This window comes from Bacillota bacterium (genome assembly GCA_024655925.1).
Lineage (GTDB): Bacteria > Bacillota > DTU025 > DTU025 > JANLFS01 > JANLFS01.
Genome location: JANLFS010000049.1, coordinates 7,927 through 24,653, shown reverse-complemented (window position 1 = coordinate 24,653; position 16,727 = coordinate 7,927). Strand labels below are relative to the sequence as shown.

General features: G+C 62.2%; 19 protein-coding genes. All 19 read left to right on the top strand.

The genetic code is table 11. The annotated features are described in order from the left end of the window. The coding region (locus NUW23_09060) for a RuvX/YqgF family protein (GenBank protein MCR4426320.1) at positions 1–133 on the top strand (133 nt) is incomplete at its 5' end. Between the two features lie 84 nt (positions 134–217). After that, entirely contained in the window at positions 218–556 is a 339-nt protein-coding gene (locus tag NUW23_09055) for a DUF1292 domain-containing protein (protein MCR4426319.1), read from the top strand. Between the two features lie 129 nt (positions 557–685). Further along, positions 686–1,696 carry an endolytic transglycosylase MltG gene (gene mltG / locus NUW23_09050; GenBank protein MCR4426318.1) on the top strand — a complete coding sequence of 337 codons (1,011 nt, stop codon included), beginning with the start codon at positions 686–688 and terminating at the stop codon, positions 1,694–1,696. A 5-nt stretch (positions 1,697–1,701) separates the two neighbouring features. Further along, positions 1,702–2,319, top strand: a complete 618-nt coding sequence (gene udk / locus NUW23_09045; GenBank protein ID MCR4426317.1) for a uridine kinase — start codon at positions 1,702–1,704, stop codon at positions 2,317–2,319. A 152-nt stretch (positions 2,320–2,471) separates the two neighbouring features. Then, positions 2,472–4,118, top strand: a complete 1,647-nt coding sequence (locus tag NUW23_09040; protein MCR4426316.1) for a penicillin-binding transpeptidase domain-containing protein — start codon at positions 2,472–2,474, stop codon at positions 4,116–4,118. Positions 4,119–4,191: 73 nt separating this feature from the next. Continuing rightward, positions 4,192–4,902, top strand: a complete 711-nt coding sequence (gene sigK, locus NUW23_09035; protein ID MCR4426315.1) for an RNA polymerase sporulation sigma factor SigK — start codon at positions 4,192–4,194, stop codon at positions 4,900–4,902. A 45-nt stretch (positions 4,903–4,947) separates the two neighbouring features. Continuing rightward, on the top strand, positions 4,948–5,433 hold the full coding sequence (locus NUW23_09030) for a YqeG family HAD IIIA-type phosphatase (GenBank protein ID MCR4426314.1): 486 nt from the start codon (positions 4,948–4,950) through the stop codon (positions 5,431–5,433). Between the two features lie 5 nt (positions 5,434–5,438). Next, the gene (gene priA, locus NUW23_09025; GenBank protein MCR4426313.1) at positions 5,439–7,703 is read left to right on the top strand and encodes a primosomal protein N'; all 2,265 of its coding nucleotides are present in this window, start codon (positions 5,439–5,441) and stop codon (positions 7,701–7,703) included. A gap of 15 nt (positions 7,704–7,718) precedes the next feature. Then, entirely contained in the window at positions 7,719–8,183 is a 465-nt protein-coding gene (def, locus tag NUW23_09020) for a peptide deformylase (GenBank protein ID MCR4426312.1), read from the top strand. 3 nt (positions 8,184–8,186) lie between these two features. Beyond that, the gene (gene fmt / locus NUW23_09015) at positions 8,187–9,128 is read left to right on the top strand and encodes a methionyl-tRNA formyltransferase (GenBank protein MCR4426311.1); all 942 of its coding nucleotides are present in this window, start codon (positions 8,187–8,189) and stop codon (positions 9,126–9,128) included. 39 nt (positions 9,129–9,167) lie between these two features. Continuing rightward, the gene (locus tag NUW23_09010) at positions 9,168–9,857 is read left to right on the top strand and encodes a zinc metallopeptidase (protein ID MCR4426310.1); all 690 of its coding nucleotides are present in this window, start codon (positions 9,168–9,170) and stop codon (positions 9,855–9,857) included. Beyond that, positions 9,850–11,253: a 16S rRNA (cytosine(967)-C(5))-methyltransferase RsmB gene (gene rsmB / locus NUW23_09005; GenBank protein MCR4426309.1), complete on the top strand. Its 1,404-nt coding sequence runs from the start codon at positions 9,850–9,852 to the stop codon at positions 11,251–11,253. The genes NUW23_09010 and rsmB overlap by 8 nt, the downstream gene beginning before the upstream one ends. 103 nt (positions 11,254–11,356) lie before the next feature. Continuing rightward, positions 11,357–12,880, top strand: coding sequence for a SpoIVB peptidase (spoIVB, locus tag NUW23_09000; protein ID MCR4426308.1), 1,524 nt, complete (start codon positions 11,357–11,359; stop codon positions 12,878–12,880). Then, positions 12,858–13,028, top strand: a complete 171-nt coding sequence (locus NUW23_08995) for a LuxR C-terminal-related transcriptional regulator (protein ID MCR4426307.1) — start codon at positions 12,858–12,860, stop codon at positions 13,026–13,028. Before spoIVB ends, NUW23_08995 begins: the two co-directional genes overlap by 23 nt. Before the next feature lie 67 nt (positions 13,029–13,095). Then, on the top strand, positions 13,096–13,887 hold the full coding sequence (gene spo0A, locus NUW23_08990; GenBank protein MCR4426306.1) for a sporulation transcription factor Spo0A: 792 nt from the start codon (positions 13,096–13,098) through the stop codon (positions 13,885–13,887). A gap of 42 nt (positions 13,888–13,929) precedes the next feature. Beyond that, positions 13,930–15,063: a putative cytokinetic ring protein SteA gene (steA, locus tag NUW23_08985; GenBank protein MCR4426305.1), complete on the top strand. Its 1,134-nt coding sequence runs from the start codon at positions 13,930–13,932 to the stop codon at positions 15,061–15,063. 17 nt (positions 15,064–15,080) lie between these two features. Beyond that, on the top strand, positions 15,081–15,875 hold the full coding sequence (locus NUW23_08980; GenBank protein MCR4426304.1) for a copper transporter: 795 nt from the start codon (positions 15,081–15,083) through the stop codon (positions 15,873–15,875). After that, positions 15,872–16,543, top strand: coding sequence for a glycosyltransferase (locus NUW23_08975; protein ID MCR4426303.1), 672 nt, complete (start codon positions 15,872–15,874; stop codon positions 16,541–16,543). The genes NUW23_08980 and NUW23_08975 overlap by 4 nt, the downstream gene beginning before the upstream one ends. Continuing rightward, positions 16,540–16,727, top strand: a 188-nt coding sequence (locus tag NUW23_08970; GenBank protein ID MCR4426302.1) for a hypothetical protein, incomplete at its 3' end; no start/stop codon positions are given. The genes NUW23_08975 and NUW23_08970, both read left to right, overlap by 4 nt.

Here is a 16,727-nt window from a genome sequence, read left to right as displayed (position 1 = left end):
CAGTTCCCGGGAGGCCGGGAGGGCACTTCTCACTGCTGACATGTCACGCAAGCGCCGCAGGGAGGTGGTCGACAAGAGCGCGGCGGCCATCATCCTGCAGTCGTATCTCGACCGGCATAAGTCCTACGACTGACACCTGCGCGTATTCGTGCCCGTGGCTTAAGGCAAGATACTCGTGCTCAAGAAAACAGACGGGGGTGGGATTGGAGTGGGCGAGATGCCAGATGAGGAGTCCATCGTGACGTTGGTCGACGAGGACGGCAAAGAGAAGGACTTCACCGTAACCGAAGTCGTTGAGATCGACGATGCTAAGTACGCCGTCCTGGTGCCAGTGGAGAGCCTCTCGGAGGATGAGGACGAGGAGTTCTGCGAGGAGGATGCCTACATACTCCGTATCGAGACCGACGAGAACGGCGAAGAGATCTTGACTGATATCGAGGACGATGATGAGTACGAGCGCGTCCTCGAAGCCCTCGAGGCGCTCGATGAAGAGGACGATGACTTCGACGAGGACGAGGATGAAGAAGACGAAGAGGAAGAAGAGGAGGACTACTAGGCCTGAGGCCTAGTGTCCAGGAGAAAGGGAGGCCCCGGCCAGGGGCTTCCTTGCTTTTCCCGGGGAAGGCGGGCTATAATTGGTGGGAGATGTAGGCCGAACGGAGGGCTGCAAGTGAGGTCGGCTGCCTTGGCTGCACGACGCCAGAGGCTGATAGTTGCGGCGCTCGCCTTTGCAGTTGTGGCTGTGTGCGGGCTCGCTTGGTTCGCATGCTCCCCTATGAACTGGTCAGGGCGAGCCAGCAGAGTCGTAGTTACCATCCCGCCTGGTGCGTCAGCTTCAGGCATCGGTGCCATTCTGGAGCAGGCCGGGGTCATACGGTCGCGGATTGTATTCAGAGTGCTCGCATTGGCTATGGGCCTTGAATCGAAACTCAAGGCGGGCGACTACGAACTCGACCCGGCCAGAGGCACTGTCGCGATTCTCTCGGACATCTCCTCAGGCAAGGTGCTGAGGGTCAATGTGACAATACCCGAAGGATCCACAGCCCGCCAGGTGGCCCGCATAGTTGCCTCCCGCGGGCTCGCATCCGAGGACGAAGTAATGGCCCTGGTCGTTCACCCCACCCCAGAGCTCCTGGCGATCGTGGGGGCGGCATCTGGTGATGGATCACTCGAGGGCTACCTTTTCCCTGACACCTACCAGTTTGCGCGGGGTGTTGGAGCGCACGAGGTAGTCCGGGCGATGCTCCGGCGGTTTGCCGAAGTTATCCAGCCGAGGCTCGCTCAAGGCAGGGCACTGGGGCTTTCCGATCGGGAGGTTCTCATCCTGGCATCCATAGTGGAGCGCGAGGCAAAGGTGGGTCAGGAACGGCCCAAGATATCCAGGGTGTTCCTGAACCGGATCCGGCTCGGCATGCCTCTGCAAAGCTGCGCGACTGTGCAGTATGCTCTTCCCCAGTCCAAGGACAAGTTGCTGCTCGAGGATCTCACGGTGGATTCCCCATACAATACCTATATCCATCCGGGGCTGCCTCCGGGGCCTATATGCAGCCCAGGCCTGGAATCCGTGGTCGCGGTGTTGGAGCCGTCTTCTGAGGACTATCTCTACTTCGTAGCCAGGAATGATGGATCCCACTTGTTCAGCAGGACATATGCCGAACACCTGAGGGCCAAGGCCCGGGCGGAATCAGGGAGGTAGGCGAGATGCCCAGGGAGGTTCTGGTTTGCGGGATAGCGGGTGGTTCGGGATCGGGCAAGACCACAGTGGTGCGTGCGGTGTCTGAGGCGTTTGGCAACGCCGTCTCCATACTCGAGCAGGATGCTTACTACAAGGACCAGAGCCACCTGACACTTGAGGAGAGGCTTGCGGTCAACTACGACCACCCATTCGCTTTCGACACAGACCTGTACTTGTCTCACATCCGGCAACTGAAAGCAGGCGTGCCTGTGGACAAGCCGGTCTATTCGTTTGAATCCTACACCCGAACTGGGCGGACCGAGAGAGTTGACCCTGCCGGCGTGGTCATTCTGGAGGGGATCCTGATCCTCGACGACGAGAGGCTCAGGGAACTGATGAACATCAAGGTGTACGTGGACACCGACCCCGACGTCAGGTTCATCAGAAGGCTCACACGGGATGTGGCCGAGAGAGGCCGCACGCTCAAGTCCGTCGTCGAACAGTACTTGAACGTGGTACGCCCGATGCACTTGCAGTTTGTGGAGCCCACCAAGAGGTACGCAGATATCATAATCCCCGAAGGCGGGTTCAACCGGGTTGCAATCGACCTTCTGATAGCAAGGCTCAAGTCCGCCGTGGGCTGATTCTTTTCGGCCCAGGCCCACAGGGGGAGTCTCCCTCCGGTTCGCATGTTCACCCAGCCGCACGAGCGCGGCTGGGTTCTTTCTTTTCCCCGGGGGAACAATACTCTGGCCAGGGTGGATCCTGCGTTGGCGCTGGCAGGGATGTGAGTGCTGTGCAACCAGATGATTCCCAGACCAGATCGGGTGTGCGGCTTGCCAGGTCGGCTGCATTGATCCTGCTTGCGGCGTCCCTAGTTCGGGTCGCCTGGGTGTGCATCGCCAAGGGGGGCGGTTACGCCGCGAAAGCTGTGGAGCAGCGAGCGGTGGGAGTCGCACTCGCGATGAACCGCGGAGGCATCTTCGACAGGAACATGGTGGCCTTGACCGGCCACGGGGATCCGGACTACATGGTCGCGGTGTTTCCATCCCTCTTGGCAGGCAGATCCGGGGCCCTGGAAAGGGCTGAGTCCCTGCTGGGCCAGGGCGTGGTGTCCCAGTCACCAAGGGTGGTCCGTGTAGGTTTCGATAAATGGGCCGCGGTGTCCGAGGTCGCGGCCTCGATACCGGGGGTGGTTCCGTTCACCGTGCCTTCGCGCCACAGCTCCCTCGCCGCCCACGTGATCGGCCACGTCTACGGCTCCGGCCTGGGAGCGGATGGCATTGAGCGGTCGTGGGACGACGTCCTGGCCGGAACCGGCAGTGATGTCCTGCGAGTGTTCGTCGATGCGAACGGCCGGTTGATATCGGGACTGGGGGCCAAAGTCAGAGAGTCGACTGCCCGCGTGGGGCATGTGAGACTCACGCTGGACGCCCGGGTGCAGCAGGCCGTTGAGGGCGCAATGGACCTGAGAGGCATTACCGGCGCCGTGGTGGTGATGGACCCCGGCTCCGGCGACATACTGGCCATGGCGTCGAGGCCTACGTTCGACCCGAGCAACGTCGGGAGAGCCTTTCAGGATCCGAGGGCGCCCCTCATGAACAGAGCAGTTGTCCCTTACTACCCGGGGTCTGTGTTCAAGGTCGTTGTGGCCGCGGCTGCTCTCCAGGGAGGTGTCAGGACCCGCGAGTCAGTGTACATGGATACCGGCACAATCGAGGCAGGGGGTCACACCTTCCGCTGCTATGCCAACCCGGAGGGGGGGCACGGTCCGGTTGCGTTCGAGGACGCCCTGGCCCTCTCGTGCAACACAGCTTTCATCGACGCGGCTCAGTCCGTAGGGGGGCAGGCCCTTGTAGCGTTGGCGCGGGAGCTCGGAGTTGGCCTCCGCTCCTGGCTTGGTATACCGGGCGTGGGCTCTGGCGAGACCCCTGCTCCCACAGGGCGTCTGGGCCCGGCGGAACTTGCCAACCTCGCTCTCGGGCAGGCGGTGGTCAGGATGACGCCCCTCGAGGCGACGGTCATGATGTCTGCCATCGCAAACGGCGGGGTCGTCTGTGAGCCGAGGCTGGTGCTCGAGGCCCGTGACCGCGACGGAAGACTCGTTCCTCTTCCTGCCCGCGGCGAGAGGCATGTGCTCAGCCCGGAGGTCGCGGCGGACCTGAGGGCAATGCTCTCACGAGCTGCGGCCTCCGGCACCACTCGGGACGTACTTGCAGGCATGGATGTTGCGGGAAAGACCGGGACCGCGCAAACAGGCCGGTTGAGTGAAAACGGGGAACCTGTATACGACGCCTGGTTTGCCGGGTACGCCCCGGCGGGCGAACCGAAGATCACGGTTGTCGTCCTCGTGGAGGGGGGGAGGTCTGGAGCGGCGTCCGCAGCACCGGTGTTCCGCGACATCTGCCAGGCGGTGCTCGAGCTCGAACCTTACCGGTACTAACCGGACGGACTTGCACGGCAGCATGGGGTCTTTCATAAGCTGTGTGAAGGAACATTACACGGAGGTGGCCTTTATGTTGCCGTGCGCTGTTGCCGCTCTGGCGGCGATCTGCGCGAGGGGGATCGCGCTCCTCGCATCATATGTCTCCGGGAACGGGGCGTTTCCACCCCCCCTGTCAGAGACCGAGGAGCGGGAGATGCTGGAACGGAAAGACCTTGGAGACACAGTCGCCCGGAGCATCCTGATCGAGAGAAACCTGAGACTCGTGGCGCACGTGGTGAAGAAATACGATGGAACCGGGGAAGACCAGGACGACCTCATCTCCATTGGGACCATAGGACTAATAAAGGCCATCAACACCTTTGATAGACAAAAGAAGACCAGGTTGGCGACGTACGCTGCCCGGTGCATTGAGAATGAGATACTCATGCACCTCCGTTCCGGCCGCAAGACCCGGGGCGAACTCTTTCTCTACGATCCGATAGGGTCGGACAAGGAAGGGAACGAGGTGGTTCTCATGGATGTGCTGATGCAGGATGGGGACACCGTTGCGGACGAGGTGGAGGCCAGGGTGGAGGAGGAGAGGCTTCGGGAGAAGCTCTCCAAGCTCTCTCAGAGAGAGCGAAGAGTTTTGGAACTGCGGTTCGGTATGGGGGACGACAGCCGGCAGACCCAGAGAGAGATTTCCCGGTCCCTCGGCATCTCCAGGTCCTATGTGTCCAGAATTGAGAAGCGTGCCCTAAGCAAGCTATTCCGCGAGATGGCCGCGGATGGATACAGATGATAGGGCTCGGCGTGGTATAATGGTGACAATGGCTGGAGGTGGCATATGAGGTTTCTGTCTCCAGATATGCGAGCGGACCGGGTTTGGGACATCGACCTTCCGGCACTCACAGACCGCGGGAAGACGGCCCTCATCATCGACATCGACAACACCATAGTCGAATGGGGGGGGTGGGTGATCCCGAAGGAGGCGCGGGACTGGATTGACCGGGCCCGCGCGCTAGGATTCTCCATGTGCCTTTTGACCAACAACCGAAGACCGCGAGCGTCGCATTTCGGGCGGGAGCTCGGGCTTCCCGTCGTGTGGGGATGGGCGAAGCCCTGGGCGTGGGGGTTCCGGCGCGCTCTCCACACTATCGGCGCACACCCTGAATCGGTTGTGGTCGTGGGGGATCAGGTCTTCACGGATGTCCTTGGAGCGCGGTGTGCAGGGCTTGAAGTGATACTAGTCTCCCCCTTCACGAGAAAGGAGTTCTTCCTGACGAGGCTCTTGCGCCGGCTGGAACGGTTGGCCTCCGGCGAGCGGAGGTGATGGGGTTGGGCGGCAGGTACGCCCGAGTAGTGGTGGATGTGCCCAACGCCAGGGTGGACAGGCATTTCGATTACATGATACCGGACAGGCTGGCAGGCGTGGTCCAGCCGGGATCCAGGGTGCTCGTTCCTTTCGGCCCTCGCTCTGTCTCGGGGTTCGTCGTGGGGCAGTCTGACGCACCAGAAGTGGCGGAGGTCCGGGATATCCTGGACTGCGTCCGCGACTCCCCGCCGATCCCCGAGGACCTTCTGGAAGTCGCCACGTGGATGTCCCGCACCTATCTGTGCCTGCTCGTTGAGGCGCTGCGTGCCATGGTCCCTTCAGGGACCAAGGTAGAGTCGTCGAGAACTGTCAGTCTCAAAGTGGGGCCGAAACTGGCGCGCGCTGTCAGACTCGTGCCTGGTGCAGGTGATCCAGAGGCTCTGGTCCAATCGCTCTCTCGCCGGAGCCCCGCCCAGGCAGCCATCGTCCACGCCCTACTTGAGCGGGGGCGGGAGATCACCCGCGCCGAGCTTCTGGGGACCATGGGATATTCAGCCTCAGCCCTTAACTCCCTAGTCAGATCGGGCATAGTGGAGCGGGTTGATGTTACTGTGGAACGCGACCCGTTTCGCGGGTTGCCGGTAGAACACACCGCGCCACCCGAACTCAGTCCTGATCAGGCCGCGGCCGTGGCCAAGCTCGAGGCTGCCATGGACTCCGGGGGCGGGGTGGTGGTGGTCCACGGCGTCACGAGTTCCGGGAAGACCGAAGTCTACTTGCGCATGCTCGAGCGTTCGGTCCGCATGGGCCGGCAGGGTATAATGCTCGTGCCGGACATTTCTCTCACCCCTCAGATGGTAGACAGGGTGAGGGGCAGGTTCGGCCGCCGGGTTGCAGTGCTCCACAGCGCGCTCGGGGCTGGGGAGAGGCTGGATGAGTGGGCAAGGATACGCAGGGGCGACGCGGACGTAGTAGTTGGTGCGAGGTCCGCGGTGTTCGCACCTGTTCCTCGCCTCGGAGTGATCGTGGTGGACGAGGAGCACGACACCTCATACAAGCAGGACGAAAGCCCGAGGTACCATGCGGTCGAAGTCGCCGAATGGCGGGCGAGCCGGGCGGGCGCCCTCGTAATCCTTGGGTCTGCCACCCCGTCAGTGGAGACCTACTACCGCTCTGAAATCGGTGTGTACGGCCGGATTGAGCTCCTCAAGCGCATTGACGACAGGCCGCTTCCTGATGTTCACGTCGTGGACATGCGGGCGGAACTCAAGTCGGGAAACAGGTCGATCTTCAGCCGGCGGCTTCAGGCGCACCTCGCCGAGAGGCTCGCCTCGGGGCAGCAGGCCATCCTTTTCATGAACAGAAGGGGGTTTTCCACCTTCGTGCTTTGCAGGGATTGCGGGTATGTAGTCACCTGCCCGAACTGCGACGTCTCGTTGACCTACCATGCCCGCATGCCCGCAATGACCTGCCACTACTGCAACCACACCACGCCCGTGCCCGACATTTGCCCGAGTTGCGGCGGGGAGAGAATACGCTACTTCGGCGCAGGCACAGAGAAGATAGAAGATGAAGTCAAGAAGCTGTTTCCCGAGGCACGCGTGGCCAGGATGGATGTGGACACTACAAGGCGGAAGGGTGCCCACAGGGAGATCCTCACCTCCTTCCGGACAGGCCGGGTTGACGTACTCGTGGGGACGCAGATGGTGGCCAAAGGGCTGGACTTCCCCAGTGTCACCTTGGTGGGAGTAGTCTCTGCCGACACGGCGCTGAACCTTCCCGACTTCCGTGCATCGGAGAGGACGTTCCAGCTGATCGCACAGGTTGCCGGAAGGTCCGGACGTGGGCCGGTCCGCGGCGTCGTGATTGTGCAGACCTATAACCCCACCCACTACAGCATCACGACTGCGAGTCACCACGACTACAGGCGGTTCTATGAGCAGGAGGTGGCGGCGAGGTTTGAGACCGGATTTCCTCCAGCCAGGGAGCTTCTCCGCGTGCTAGTCTCGGCGGAGGACGAGCCGTCGGCTGCGCGCGCGGCGGGGGCCATCGCGGCAGTGTGCCGCGACAGGGCAGCCGGGCACGATGTGAGCGTGGAAGTGGTCGGCCCGGCGCCCGCGCCGATCGAGAGAATTGCAGGGAAGTTCCGCTGGCAGGTGCTACTCCTCGCCGCTGACGGCTGTGCGCTCAGGGAAGTCGCGGTGAAGGGCGTCCGGGAGTCAGGTTGCGCGGGGCGCAAGGCCGGAGTTACAATAACCATGAACGTCAACCCGCAGAGCATTCTCTGACAGGAGGCGCCGTATTTGGTACTGAAGATCCGCACTGAGGGCGATCCGGTCCTTCGCGAACGTGCGAAGCCAGTTCAGGCCATAGATGAACGGATACTCAATCTCGCGTCTGATATGCTGGAGACCATGTACAAGGCTCCAGGCGTGGGATTGGCTGCTCCCCAGGTGGGGGTCGGCCTTCGCTTGGTGGTGGCAGACGCCGGGGACGGGCCCCACACACTCATCAACCCAGAGATTGTCGAAGCACGCGGCGAGGAGGCGGGTTCCGAGGGGTGCCTGTCGGTTCCGGGTGTTGTGGGAGTAGTCAACAGGAGCACAGAGGTTCGGGTCACGGCCTTGGATCGGCAGGGCAGGAGGTTCTCCCTCGCCGCTTCGGGGCTCCTGGCGCGGGTGCTCCAACACGAGATCGATCACCTCGACGGTATACTCTTCATAGACCGCGCGATCGAGATCAGACCGGCCGACGAGGAAGGAGACTAGGCAGTGCGTGTGGTTTTCATGGGCACGCCTGAGTTCGCGGTCCCGGCCCTCGATGCGATAGGGCGCGCAGGGCATGATATAGTGATGGTGGTCACCCAACCTGACCGGCCGAAAGGCCGCGGGCACAAGCTCTCTCAGTCTCAGGTGAAGGTGTTTGCCTCAGGACGCGGCCTGCCTGTGGCCCAACCCCAACGCGTGTCAGACCCGGAGTTCATTGACTCGCTTCGGGCGCTGGCCCCTGACGTTGCGGTGGTGGCCGCGTTCGGCCAGAAGATACCGAATGAGTTGCTGTCGGTGCCCGCCCATGGGTTCATCAACATACACGCTTCGTGCCTCCCACGCCTTCGAGGGGCGGCGCCGATCCAGCGGGCGATCATGAATGGAGATGCCGAGACAGGCGTCACCATCATGTATATGGACGAAGGCTGGGATACCGGGGATATCGGGATCATGCAACGTGTTCCGATACCGCCGGATGCAACTGCGGAGGGCCTCTCGGCGGCTCTCGCCACTTGCGGCGGGAAACTAATTGTGGAGTTCCTTCGTTTACTTGAAGAGGGGGATGCCCCACGGACACCCCAGCATGAGGCAGCAGCCACCTATGCCCCCAAGGTGAGGCCGGAGGAGACCGTGATCGATTGGAACAGGCCTGGCCGGGAGATCGTGAACCTCGTGCGGGCACTCTACCCGGATCCCGGCGCCAGGACCACCCTGGATGGCAAAGGGGTCAGGGTACTCCGGGCCAGTGTTCCGGTGCCCGGCGAGATCTCTTCGGACGGTGGACCGCCGGGGGAGATTGTGGCGGGAGCACGGGGTGAACTCCTGGTCCGGGTTCCAGACGGGCTGGTTTCGCTCGACCTGGTCCAGCCAGAGAGCAGGAAGCAGATGACCGGATCCGAGTTCATCCGTGGAAGGAGACCCCAACCAGGCTCGCGGTTTGCATGACCGCTACGCACACGAGAGAGGTGAGGCGCGATGCCGTTCCTGTTTTACGATTCCACGTTCCTCGTCGTCATACCCGCCTTCCTGTTTGCCCTTTATGCCCAGTACAAGGTGCAGTCCACCTTCGGGCACTACCTCCGGGTCCGGGCCCGGTCGGGCTACACCGGGGCCGAGGTGGCGCGGAACCTTCTGGCGGCCAATGGTGCGGGTGATGTGAGGGTGGGGCAGACGAATGTGACTTTGGGGGATCACTTCGACCCCAGGAACAAATCTTTGATGCTGTCCCCGCAGGTCTATCAAGGTACGTCTCTCGCTGCGATCTCTGTCGCGGCCCATGAGACCGGCCACGCCCTGCAGAACCAAGAGGCATACGTCCCCATGCAGATACGCCAGGCGTTCGTCCCCGTGGCGAGCTTCGGCTCGTCCCTTGCCATCCCCCTTTTCTTCATCGGGATGCTCATGGGGGCGTCGAACGGGCAGTTCCTTATGACCCTCGGGATTTGGCTGTTCACAGCGGCCGTGGCATTCCAGGTCATCACGCTGCCGGTGGAGTTCAACGCGAGTGCCAGGGCCTTGCGGCTGCTGTCAGAAGGAGGCTACGTGACCGCGGAAGAGGTGCCCCATGCTCGGCAGGTGCTGGAGGCAGCCGCTCTCACGTATGTGGCGGCCGCAGCTGTGGCCGTGACTCAGCTTCTCAGGCTGATTCTGCTCAGGGGAAGCCGGCGTGACTAGGCTCCCGGGTTTTCGCCGGTCCCGCCCCTTGGGGCGGGACCTCGCCATCGAGGTCTACTACTTGTGTGACCAGGCCGGCATGTATGCGCATGCTGCCTGGTCACAGGCGTTGTCCGGTGAACTGGTCGATACCCGCGAACGGAAAGTCGGCATGGAGATCGCCTTCGGGGCCATCCGGCGAAAACTCACTTTGGAATGGATGATCGCACAGGCCTCGAGACGTCCGGTTCGCCGGATCGACCCGCTCGCCCGGGCCATCATCGCCACCGGGCTATACCAGGTGCGGTTCATGGGATCCGTTCCGCCCCACGCTGCGGTCTCAGAAGCAGTAGGATCTGCACGGAGGCTCGGCCACCGGGGCCTCCCAGGGTTCGTGAATGCGGTACTCCGAACCCTGACATCGCCGGGATTCTCGCCGGACTTCCCCGATGTGCGGTCCGACCCCGTGGCCCATATTTCCGTGGTTCACTCTCACCCCGCATGGATAGTGCGAATGTGGATCGAGCAACATGGTCTCGAACGGACCATTGCCATGTGCGAGGCCGGGAACACTGCCCCCCCGCTGACGGTCCGAGTCAACACCATGCAGACGGATGCGGCCCATCTTGGGAGTCTCTTGAGGGCCGGAGGCACGCATGTGACTCCAGGGCGGTATCTGCCTGAGGCTCTCATACTAGACCCCCCCGAGTCCCTCGGCGCCATCCCTGAGCACCAGGCCGGGCTCATGACGGTGCAAGACGAGAGCTCGATGATGGTTGCGCACGCGCTTGCGCCCTGCCCTGGGTGGACAGTGATTGACGCTTGCGCCGCGCCTGGTGGCAAGACAACCCACATGGCTGAGCTCATGGGGGACGAAGGCCGGATCATAGCGGCGGATCCGAATCCCGCGAGGCTCCCCATGGTTTCCCAAGCTGCGGAGAGGTTGAGGCTGTCCTCAATCGAGACTGTGGACGCCGATGCGCGGCATCTGGGTGACATGTTCCCCGGGACTGCAGATGCAGTCCTGGTGGACGCACCCTGTTCGGGCCTCGGCGTGCTTTCTCGACGGGCGGATGCGAGGTGGCGAAAGAGCCCAGACGATATCACATCGCTCAGCCGATTGCAGGCCGAGATTCTCGATTCCGCCGCCCGGACGCTGAAACCCAGTGGCGTCCTTGTTTACAGCACGTGCACTGTCTCGCAGGCTGAGAACCAGGACCAGATCACAGCCTTTCTTGACCGCAATCCTCAGTTTGCCCCATCTTCGCTTCTTCCCTTCATCCCCGAAGGTGCCAGACAGGCCGTGGCACCGGGCAACCCGCACATGCTCCAGCTGCTTCCAGGCATTCATGGAACCGACGGCTTTTTCATAGCCCGGTTGGAGCGCCGGTCTTCGACAAACGCTTCTCCCAGTTAGAACAGGATTTGAATCGAATACGTCCCGTGTTGGCCGGACACCTTAATCCCGCGCGGGCGTCCGGCCATCCGAATCATGGCGCCCGCTGGCAAGAGAGGGTGTCATGTTCAGAGGCAGGAAGAGGCTTCTTATAGCGGGATTGGCTGTTCTGGCCTGCTTTGTGCTGGTATCTTGCACGAGCCTCCGAGAAGTATCGGGCTTTCCGGCGCGCCTCAGGGTCTCCGAAGGCGAGACCTTCGTCATAAAGACTAGGCTGCCGTTCTCCGGAGTACTCGTGGTCGACCCTCCCGATTCCGTTCTAGTCCACGGCTCCGCGCCGGGGGATTACTCGGTGACTCCCACGAGGTCCGGTCGGACCAGCCTGGAACTCAGGCTGTTCAATGTGATACCCATCCGCCGGCTTGTGGTGGAGATCATCCCCGAGCTCCGAGTGATCCCCGGGGGCCATTCAGTCGGGATACTCCTGGCGAACATGGGTGTGTCAGTGATGGGGCTCTATCCGGTTCAGGCGCCCGACGGGAGCAGGCGTTTTCCGGCGAGGGATGCCGGAATTGACGTGGGAGACATCATACTCTCCATCAATGGGGAGCCTGTGACAGACTCAGATGACCTTGAAAGGCTGGTTGACGAGGCTGCCCGTGCCGGGAGTTCGGTGGAAGCAAGAGTGAGACGGGGCTCCGCGGAGCGGACAGTCACACTCGACCCTGCCCCATCAGGTCCGGGGTACCGAATAGGGGTCTACGTTCGAGACAATGCCGCGGGGGTGGGGACGCTCACTTTCTGGGACCCAGTCACGATGCAGTTTGGGGCCTTGGGCCACGTAGTCACGGATGTTCATACCGGCCGGGAAGTGAGCATCACCGATGGCCGGATCGTCTCGGCCAGGGTCGCTGGGATTGAAGTAGGAGGCGCAGGGCGTCCGGGCGAGAAGATCGGGACCTTTGGAGGGACGCGAGACTACATCGGGACTATCCTGGGAAACTCGGGAGTGGGGATTTTCGGTACGCTCTCACGGCCGCTGCCAAATCCGTTGTACACCGACCCTATCCCGGTCGCCCTGGCATCATCGGTCCGCGAAGGCCCGGCGGAGATCCTCACGGTGATCTCTGGATCAGAAATCGAGAGATTCTCGGTAGAGATTGTGCGGGTCACCCGGCAGACCCGGCCAACCGGGAAAGGGCTCGTCGTCCGCGTGACCGACCGCAGGCTGCTCGCGAAGACAGGCGGGATCGTGCAGGGGATGAGCGGGAGTCCGATCATTCAGGACGGCAAGCTCATAGGGGCGGTAACCCACGTTTTCGTCTCTGATCCGGCAAGGGGTTACGGGGTGTTCGCTGAGCACATGGTGGACACGGCCAGGACTATAGCGGGTCCAAATCGTCTGGGGGCGGGTATCCGCCCCCAGACCTCATCCAAAGGCCCATACACGAGCCAGTTTCCCCGCACATATTATGTATGGCCGGAACGGGAAGCGGACCGCTTCTCATTGCGATACGCCCGAGACGGGTTGAGAGGTGAGGCCAGTGCCGGAAGCAAAGCCCCAAGACTCGGCCACAACTTCCGCGCTCGAAAGACTCTCTCCGCGCGAGCGGGAGATCATAAAAATGGTCGCGCTCGGACTGAGTAATCAGAAGATTGGGGAACAGCTCTTCATAAGCGATAAGACAGTGAAAAATTACGTAACTAGCATACGCAGGAAGCTCGGTCTCGAGAACAGGATCCAGGTCGCTCTGTATGCCATCCGTTCGGACCTGGTAGACTTGAACTCGGACTAGATGAGGAAGGAAACGGGACGGTTGCGTAGAAAGCATCAAGGCCCAGAAAACGCGGAGGTGCCGTTAGATGCTGGGAGACCGTGTTCGTGTTCTGCTAGTTGACGACAATCGTGAGTTCACGGAGGTGGTCCGGGAGTTCATCGAAGGCCAGCCCGACATGGAGGTCGTGGGGGTTGCTCACAACGGGGTGGACGGCCTGAACATGGCCTGTGAGGTGGCTCCCGATGTAATCGTACTCGATGTCATCATGCCCCACCTCGACGGCCTGGGCCTTCTTGAACGGCTTCGAGAAGAGCATTTCAGCCGCCGCCCCCGGGTCCTCATCCTCACCGCGATCGGTCACGAGGCCACGGCGGCCAGGATCGTCGCGGCGGGCGCGGACTACTACATTGTCAAGCCGTTCGACCTGCACGTCCTGATGGACCGGATCCGGCGCGTGGCCAAGCTACCGCCGGATTCGGTCCTGCCTGTGCACGGAAGCGGGTGGGCCCCGGAGGCGGGCAAAGCGACGGATCTTGAGGCCGAGGTCACGAGGGTGATCCATGAGGTTGGGATTCCCGCCAACATCCGGGGGTACGCCTACCTGAGAGACGCGATACTAATGGCTATGGGTGAAGGACACGTGCTTGGCAGCGTCACGCGGGTTCTCTATCCCACGATTGCCCAAAGACACGGAACCACACCGTCCCGGGTGGAACGTGCGATCCGTCATGCCATCGAGATAGCCTGGACCCGCGGGAATGTCGACTTCCTCAACAAGATCTTCGGCCATACCGTCGATGCGGACAAGGGAAGGCCCACGAATTCGGCGTTCATAGCGAGGATAGCCGACAAGATTCGGATAGACATGAAGCCGTGACGACCTCAGCATACTAAGGCTGGATGGCCACATCTGCAGCGAATGGTGGGGTCGACGGCGGAAGGCACGGCTAGGCTTGGACGCAAAACCAAAGACCTGGTAGGGAGCTTGACCCAGGAAGATATCGCGGTAATCGGCCACGCGGACATCGATGAAGTGTGCGCCAGGGCGATTGTGGCCAAGCGCCCCAGAATGGTCATAAACGCCGACAAGTCCATAACCGGAAGATACCAGTGCCAGGGCCCAGCGATTCTCCTGGCCGCGGGGATTCCGGTCCTGGATGATGTCGGGTTTTCCGTGTTCGACAGGATCCACGACGGAGACAGAATAGAGGTCCGCGGTTGCCACGTGTTCCTCGGGGACGAACTGGTTGCGGAAGGGACTCCTCTCACACCCAGCCTTGTGGGCGACATGTACGCCGTCGCCGAAGAAAACCTCGGGAGAGAGCTCGAGCGGTTCGTAGAGAACACTCTCGAGTATGCCATCCGTGAGAAAGAAATCATCCTTGGTGGTGTGGAGACGCCCCTTATAGACACGCCGATCCGAGGAAGACACTGTCTGATCGCGGTGAGAGGGCCGACGTACAGGGAAGACCTCGCCGCGGTGGACTCCTACATACGTGAGACAAGGCCGGTGTTGATCGGTGTCGACGGCGGCGCGGACGCCTTGATGGAGCAAGGGTTCGTGCCTGATCTGATAATTGGAGACATGGACTCCGTGAGCGAGCGAGCACTGCGCTCCGGGGCAGAACTCATAGCCCACGCCTACCCTGACGGCTCATCCCCAGGAGCCGAGCGCCTGTCCGGGCTCGGCCTTCCCCATAAGGTTTTCCGGTCCCCCGGCACTAGCGAAGACATCGCCATGCTGTTAGCCTACGATAAAGGAGCCTCCCTCCTGGTTGCCCTCGGAGCACACTCCAGCATGCTAGACTTCCTGGAAAAAGGCAGGCCCGGCATGGGCAGCACGTTTCTGGTCAGACTGAAAGTGGGATCGATACTGGTCGACGCCAAGGGAGTCAGTCAACTATACCGGGGGAAACTCAGGCTGGGGCACATAGCTGGTGTAGTGGTGGCGGCGACGGTGCCCCTCGTGGTTCTCTCGGTTTTCTCGGGAGCCTTTGCGGGGCTTGCCAGACTCCTGGTGCTGAGACTAAAGGTGATGCTCGGGCTTCTTTAGGTGAGGCGGTAGCAGTGATGAGCCTAAGGTACCACGTGGTGTCTCTTGCAGCGGTCTTCGTAGCGTTAGGCGTCGGCATGTTGGTTGGGGCCACCATGATTGGCGACGACGGGATCTTGAGGCAGCAGGAAGCCATGATCGAAAGACTCCGTCTTGACTTCGACAAGCTCGCGCGCGACCGGGACAGGCTGGCATCCGAACTGGCGGCGGCCTTGAGGTTTCAGGAGGAAAGCCTGCCTCACCTGGTTGGGGGGCGTCTGGCGGGGTCGGTCGTGTGCGCAGTCGTCTTGCCTGGGGTCGGCAGTGAGGCCGTGAGGAACCTCTCCCGCGTCATTGAGACGGCCGGAGGGAGAGTCGGTTCCATAGCCACAGTATCCGAGAGAGCTCTCGCCGAGGTAGACCCTCTGGAGATGGCTGGGTGGATGAACGTTTTAGTGGAATGCGATGCGGCGAAGGTCAAAGCCATGGCCGGTTCGGGCCTCGTACACGTGAGAGTCTCAGCAAAGGAGAAGCCCGGGTCGGTGGTTGTGATTGCGGCGGAACCCGATCCGGCGGGTGTCTCTCAGCGGGCCGTCGGGGCATTCGTCACCTCTGCCAAGGCCTCTGGCTTGCGCGTGGTCACAGGCTGGTTGAGTATGCCCAGTCAAAAGGGGCAGCGCGATCGGGGTGAAGCCCATGCACTCGTGGTGGGTGCCGGGACCATCCCTGGGGCCGTTGCAGCCGTGTTGGCGCTCGCCGGGGCGGACGGGCTCTTCGGGACCCCACCAGCTCAGGTGATGCTGCCCGCAGTCGCCGGATCGGACGGAGTATGACGGTGGCCGCAGTGGTTCCTGCCCTGAACGAGGAGACGACAGTGTCTGACACGGTGTCCGCCCTGTTCTCCACGGGCATGGTCGACGAAGTCGTTGTTGTGGACGACGGGTCTCGGGACGCCACGGCTGAACGCGCCCGGGCGGCAGGCGCCAGGGTCATCAGACTTCGGCGGACAGAGGGAAAGGGGGCGGCGGTCAGGGCCGGGCTGTCGGCCACGGATTCGGACGTAGTGGCTCTGGCTGACGCGGACCTGGGGCGTACAGCGTCCGAGATGTCGAAGGTCATTGCAGCTGTGGTGGACGGAAGGGCAGACATGGCGGTGGCGGGATTCGAGGCTTCGCGCGGCCGTGGTGGATTTGGGCTTGTGGTCCGATTGGCGCGCCTTGGAATCCTGGCGCTGACGGGGGTAGCCCTCACCTGGCCACTTTCCGGGCAACGGGCGTTTCGCCGTGATCTTGCGGCCGGACTCCCTCCCTTGCCGGAGGGGTTCGGGCTCGAGGTGGGATTTGCGGTAGATTGGGCACGCGCAGGATACTCAATACTGGAGGTGCCCACCTCGATGAGGCATCGGGAGACAGGCCGTGACCTTCGAGGTTTTCTGCACAGGGGCAGGCAGTTGTGGGCAGTGGCCCTGACACTCCTATCACGGGCGGTCAGTCGACGGTGATCAAGCTTATCATCCTCGGGGCGATGGGAGCCGCGGTCACTGTCCTTGCCGCTGGGCCGGTAGAGCGCATGGTCCTCCAGACCTTGGGAACGCGTGAGAACTACAGAGGCCGGCGGGTAGCCTTTCCGGGCGGACCCCGTGACGACAGAGAGTCCGCCCGGAAAGGCTACCCGCCGGCCTCTGT

Excerpts from the sequence above, each read along its gene's own strand:
- NUW23_09055 (MCR4426319.1), top strand. The coding sequence starts at position 218 with ATGCCAGATGAGGAGTCCATCGTGACGTTGGTCGACGAGGACGGCAAA.
- udk (MCR4426317.1), top strand. The coding sequence starts at position 1,702 with ATGCCCAGGGAGGTTCTGGTTTGCGGGATAGCGGGTGGTTCGGGATCG.
- sigK (MCR4426315.1), top strand. The coding sequence starts at position 4,192 with ATGTTGCCGTGCGCTGTTGCCGCTCTGGCGGCGATCTGCGCGAGGGGG.
- NUW23_09030 (MCR4426314.1), top strand. The coding sequence starts at position 4,948 with ATGAGGTTTCTGTCTCCAGATATGCGAGCGGACCGGGTTTGGGACATC.
- spoIVB (MCR4426308.1), top strand. The coding sequence starts at position 11,357 with ATGTTCAGAGGCAGGAAGAGGCTTCTTATAGCGGGATTGGCTGTTCTG.
- NUW23_08995 (MCR4426307.1), top strand. The coding sequence starts at position 12,858 with ATGGTCGCGCTCGGACTGAGTAATCAGAAGATTGGGGAACAGCTCTTC.
- spo0A (MCR4426306.1), top strand. The coding sequence starts at position 13,096 with ATGCTGGGAGACCGTGTTCGTGTTCTGCTAGTTGACGACAATCGTGAG.
- steA (MCR4426305.1), top strand. The coding sequence starts at position 13,930 with ATGGTGGGGTCGACGGCGGAAGGCACGGCTAGGCTTGGACGCAAAACC.
- NUW23_08980 (MCR4426304.1), top strand. The coding sequence starts at position 15,081 with ATGAGCCTAAGGTACCACGTGGTGTCTCTTGCAGCGGTCTTCGTAGCG.
- NUW23_08975 (MCR4426303.1), top strand. The coding sequence starts at position 15,872 with ATGACGGTGGCCGCAGTGGTTCCTGCCCTGAACGAGGAGACGACAGTG.